The organism is Burkholderia sp. Ac-20379 (assembly GCF_017104645.1).
GTDB lineage: Bacteria > Pseudomonadota > Gammaproteobacteria > Burkholderiales > Burkholderiaceae > Burkholderia.
Genome location: NZ_JAAGPF010000457.1, coordinates 1 through 4444, shown reverse-complemented (window position 1 = coordinate 4444; position 4444 = coordinate 1). Strand labels below are relative to the sequence as shown.

The window sequence follows — 4444 nt, the reverse complement described above, 5'->3', positions numbered from 1 at the left end:
TCGGCGTGGATGCGATCGCGAACGGCGAGCTGGTGGGGCGGGACCTGTCGGAGCGCGCCGTGCTCGCGCTGCTCGAGCGCTGGCCCGACGCGGCGATCGTGGTGGGCGTGATCGGCCGTCAGGGCTGCCTGTTCGGCCGCGGCAACCCGCCGCTCAGCGCGCGCGTGCTGGCGCGCATGCCGCGCGAGCGGATCGACGTGATCGCCGGGGTCGGCAAGCTGATCGGCCTCGAACGCGGGCGGCTGTTCGTCGATACCGGCGACCCGTCGCTCGACCGCCGGCTCGAAGGCGTCTGGCAGGTGCGTACCGGCGCACGCGACCGCATGGCGATCCGCGTCGGCGGGTGAGGCGCGGGGCGCGCGGCGCAATCAACGGACTGACAACCAACGGAGGTTATCCATGCAGGACCAACCCGTGGCGATCGTCGGCGGCGGCAGCATCGGCGTCGGCTTCGCGATCGTGTTCGCGCGTGCCGGAGCACGCGTCGCCGTCTACGACGCCTCGCCCGAGCGGCGCGCCGCGATTCCGGGCGAGATCGCCGCGCGGCTCGGCGATCTGCACGATCACGGGCTGCTCGACGAACCGGCCGCGGCGATCGCGGCCCGCGTCGCGGTGCACGCCGAGCTGGCCCGCACGCTCGACGGCGCGCGGCTCGTGCAGGAGTGCGCGCCGGAGCGGCTCGATCTCAAGATCGCGTTGTTCGCCGAGCTGGATGCGCTGGCGCATCCCGACGCGATCCTCGCCAGCGCGTCGTCGGCGCTGGTGGTGTCGAGCTTCGCCGAGGCCTTGCCGGGGCGGGCGCGCTGCCTGATCGCGCATCCCGGCAATCCGCCGTATCTGATCCCGGTCATCGAGATCGTGCCGGCCGCCTTCACCGATCCGGCGGTCGTCGAACGCGCACTGGCGCGCTATGCGGCGGCCGGCATGAGCGCGATCCGGGTGGCGCGCGAGATCGAGGGCTTCGTGTTCAACCGGTTGCAGGGCGCGGTGCTGCGCGAGGCCTGGTGCCTGGTGCGCGACGGCGTGACCTCGGTCGAGGCGATCGACCGCGTGATGCGCGACGGGCTCGGCCTGCGCTGGGCGGTGATCGGCCCGTTCGAGACCAGCGACCTGAACACGCGCGGCGGCATCGCGGCGCACGCCGAGCGCATGGGCCCGGCCTATGCGCGAATGGGCGCGAGCCGCGGCCAGCACGATCCGTGGACGCCGGAGCTGGTGGCCGAGGTCGAGGCGCAGCGCCGCGCGAGCCTGCCGATCGAGCGCTGGGAGGCGGCGGTGCGCGCGCGCGATCTCGGGCTGATGCGGCTGATGCGCCTGCGCCGGGAGGGGTGAGCGGCCGGGTGGGGTGGGTTAATCATCTGATGAATACCGGTGAGGAACGCGGTGTTTTCCCCCACCGTTCCACCATCAAGAAAATCGGAAAGTTGCCGATATGGAGAAGGCCTATCCGATTTGATGCTGCCTGTGACCGAAGACCCTTCGACTGTAAGCCGTTTGCATGCCCTGCTCGATACCGTTCGCCATAACGAGCGGGTGCTGCAACGCTTCCAGCAAATCGAACTGCGTCTCGTCAGTGCTCCGGATTTCACCGCTTTCCACGACACGCTGGTGCGCGAGCTGGGTCAGGCGTTCGAGCTGCCGTTCGTCACGCTCTGGCTCAACGACGACATCTCGCTGATTCACGAGATGCTCGAATCGGTGTCGCGGGCCAACCTGGCCGGGCGCGTGCTGCACCGCGGCCGCCTGCTCGAACTCGGCAACGCGATTCCGGGCGAGCCCGGCCAGCCGTGGCTCGGCGCCGGCGCGGCGCTCGGCGCGGCGGCGCGCACGGCGTTCTACGACGATGCCGAGGTGCCGGCCAGCGTCGCGGTGCTGCCGCTGCACCAGGAGCACGGCGTCAACGGCTACCTGTGCCTCGGCAGCCGCGACCCGGCGCGCTTCACGGCGGGCAAGGCGACCGACCTGATCGAGCGGTTCGCGTCGTACGTGAGCGCGGGCGTGGTCAACGTCGCGCACCGCGAGCAGGTGGCGCGCTACGGCATGACCGACACGCTGACCAACCTGCCGAACCGCCGCTATTTCGACAGCCGCATGCACGACGAGATCCAGCATTCGGCCGAATCGCGCTCGCCGATGGCGTGCCTGTTCATCGACGTCGATCACTTCAAGCAGATCAACGACACCTACGGCCATGCCGTCGGCGACCGCGTGCTGGCCGCGATCGGCGCGTGCATCCGGCGCACGGTGCGCTACAGCGATACGGTGGCCCGTTACGGCGGCGAGGAATTCGTGGTGCTGGTGCGCGGCGACGCGATGCTGGCCGCCACGGTGGCCGAACGCGTGCGCGCGGCGGTGGCGGTGCTGCCGGTGACGGAAACCTTGGGCGCTGCCGCGCTGCCGGATCGGACGCTGACGCTGTCGGTCTCGATCGGCGTGGCGGTGGGGGAGCTCGATGCGGCGGAAGGTGCGGAGAGCGATCCCGCCGACGCGGCCGACGCGGCGCGCCGGCTGCTGGCGCATGCCGATCAGGCGCTCTATGCCGCCAAGCGCGGCGGCCGCAATCGCGTGAAGCTGCACCGGCCGGCCGGCGCCTGAGCGCGGGCGCGGTGGCGCATGCCGCAGCGAGCGGGCCGCGCAAGGCGGCCCGTGCCGATCAAAAAATCACATACACCTTGCGCATGGTCTCCTCGACCACCCACAAGCCTTCCGTGTTGGCCTCGAAGAACATCGTGTCGCCGCCCTGGAAGCGGACCGTCTCCTCGCCGTCCGGCGTGAAGCTGCCCGAGCCGGACAGGATGTGCATCACTTCGGCCTGCTTGACCGAGCGTCGATAGGTGCCGGCCGTGCATTCGAAGAGGCCGGTGTCGATCTGCTCGAGGCCCGGGATCGCCACCTGGCGTCCGCTGACCCGGATCGGTTCGGTGCCGGGCAGCCCGGCGGTGCCCCAATCCTCGAACCCGGTGGCCTGCACGGCCTGCTTGATCTGCTGAACTTTCACGAAAGATGGTCCTGTTGGCGTTGGGAATGGTCGAAGCGCTGTTCGATGCGGCCGAGCCGCACCACGGTCACGCCGGGCCGGAGCTGGCGCAGCGACGGCATCACGAGCATGCAGTCGTCGTAAGGCGTGCGAACCGGTTCGCCGTTCGACCAGCCGATCGTTTCGCCGGCCGTGCCGAACGTTTCGAGCCCGGTGTACGGGCCGGCGAAACGGAAATCCATGCTGCTCGCCACCACCGGCTCGGTCACGCGCACCACCGTCATCTGCGCGGGCAGCGGCAGCAGCCAGCCGGCGGGCAGGTCGGCGGCGTCGATCGTGCCGGCGTTCAGCAGGAAGCGCGCGGTGCTGTCTTGCGCCACGTCCACGGCGCGCGCTTCCCAGTGCTGGCCGCATTCGATCAGCAGGGCGTTCTTCGGGCTGGCCGGATCGCCGAAGCCGGCGTAGTCGCGCATGCGGCGGCCTTCGGGGTGGCCCTCGTCGCAGATCACGGTGGCCGGCGCGCCCACCTGCGCCGACAGCGCGACGCCCTTGTCGAGCGGCCCCGCCACGATCAGCGGCGCGCTCTTCTCGTGCATCGAATGCAGGTCGAGCAGCAGATCGACGGTGTCGATCACGGGCCGCATCGCGCGGGCGCGGTCGAGTTCGGCCGAGCGGCGGGCGGTGTCGTCGAGCGTGGCGGCGGTCCACACGCGGTTGAAATCCTGATCGACGAAGCGCGCGCGGTCGGGCTGCGCGGGATCGAAGCGCGCGTAGGCCGCGACGTTCGCGAACGCCAGCGTCAGGCGGCCGCGGCGCGGGCGCAGCCCGGCGCGCAGCAGCGCGTCGACGACGATCGCGCCGCACACCTCGTTGCCGTGCGTCAGCGCGTTGACCATCACGTGCGGGCCGGCCACGCCGGAATCGAAGCTGTGGACGTAGGCGATGCCGGTATTGCCCTCGGCGTGGGCGGCGATGTCGGGGAAGGCGACTTCGATCGGATAGGCGTCGGTGCTCATGCGGCGGGGTTCCGTGGTGAGGCGGGTGAATGCGTCATGGTGTGGATTCCTGAGGATCGGCCGGCGGCCGGCCTAATAGCCGCGGCCGCGGTCGATCAGGCCGATCATCGGCTCGCCCGCGCGATGGCGGCGCAGGTTCTCGAGCAGGGCGTCCACGGCGGTGTCGGGGCGCGTGGCGCTGGCGATGTGCGGCGTGATCCGCACGCGCGGCGCGGCCCACAGGGGATGGTCGGGCGGCAGCGGCTCCGGGTCGGTCACGTCGAGCACGGCGTTGCGCAACTGGCCGCTGGCCAGCGCGGCAAGCAGCGCCGCGCTGTCGAGCTGCGGGCCGCGCCCCACGTGCACGAGCGAGGCGCCGCGCGGCAGCGCGCCGAACACGCGCTGCGACAGCAGCCCGCGCGTGTCGGGCGTGAGCGGCAGCAGGCAGACGAGAATCTCGGTGCGGGCCAGA

General features: G+C 71.3%; 6 protein-coding genes. 3 read left to right on the top strand and 3 right to left on the bottom strand.

Features of this window, described 5'->3' with window-relative positions:
- From G3N92_RS31285 to G3N92_RS31275, 3 genes are all read left to right on the top strand, one after another.
- On the top strand, window positions 1-347 hold a 347-nt coding region (locus tag G3N92_RS31285), incomplete at its 5' end, for an NAD(+)/NADH kinase (RefSeq protein WP_206131409.1).
- Complete coding sequence (locus G3N92_RS31280) at window positions 253-1332, top strand: 3-hydroxyacyl-CoA dehydrogenase (RefSeq protein ID WP_339385856.1); 1080 nt, start codon at window positions 253-255, stop codon at window positions 1330-1332. The genes G3N92_RS31285 and G3N92_RS31280, both read left to right, overlap by 95 nt.
- 162 nt (window positions 1333-1494) lie before the next feature.
- Window positions 1495-2595, top strand: coding sequence for a DUF484 family protein (locus G3N92_RS31275; RefSeq protein ID WP_339385855.1), 1101 nt, complete (start codon window positions 1495-1497; stop codon window positions 2593-2595).
- 58 nt (window positions 2596-2653) lie between these two features.
- On the opposite strand, the gene G3N92_RS31270 is transcribed toward G3N92_RS31275, so the two are convergent.
- The 3 genes from G3N92_RS31270 to G3N92_RS31260 all read right to left on the bottom strand — a co-directional run.
- Window positions 2654-2998, bottom strand: coding sequence for a cupin domain-containing protein (locus G3N92_RS31270; RefSeq protein WP_206131406.1), 345 nt, complete (start codon window positions 2996-2998; stop codon window positions 2654-2656).
- Window positions 2995-3993, bottom strand: a complete 999-nt coding sequence (locus tag G3N92_RS31265; RefSeq protein ID WP_206131405.1) for a M14 family metallopeptidase — start codon at window positions 3991-3993, stop codon at window positions 2995-2997. Before G3N92_RS31265 ends, G3N92_RS31270 begins: the two co-directional genes overlap by 4 nt.
- Before the next feature lie 72 nt (window positions 3994-4065).
- Window positions 4066-4444: NAD(P)-dependent oxidoreductase (locus G3N92_RS31260; protein WP_277396216.1), on the bottom strand; the 379-nt coding region annotated here is incomplete at its 5' end.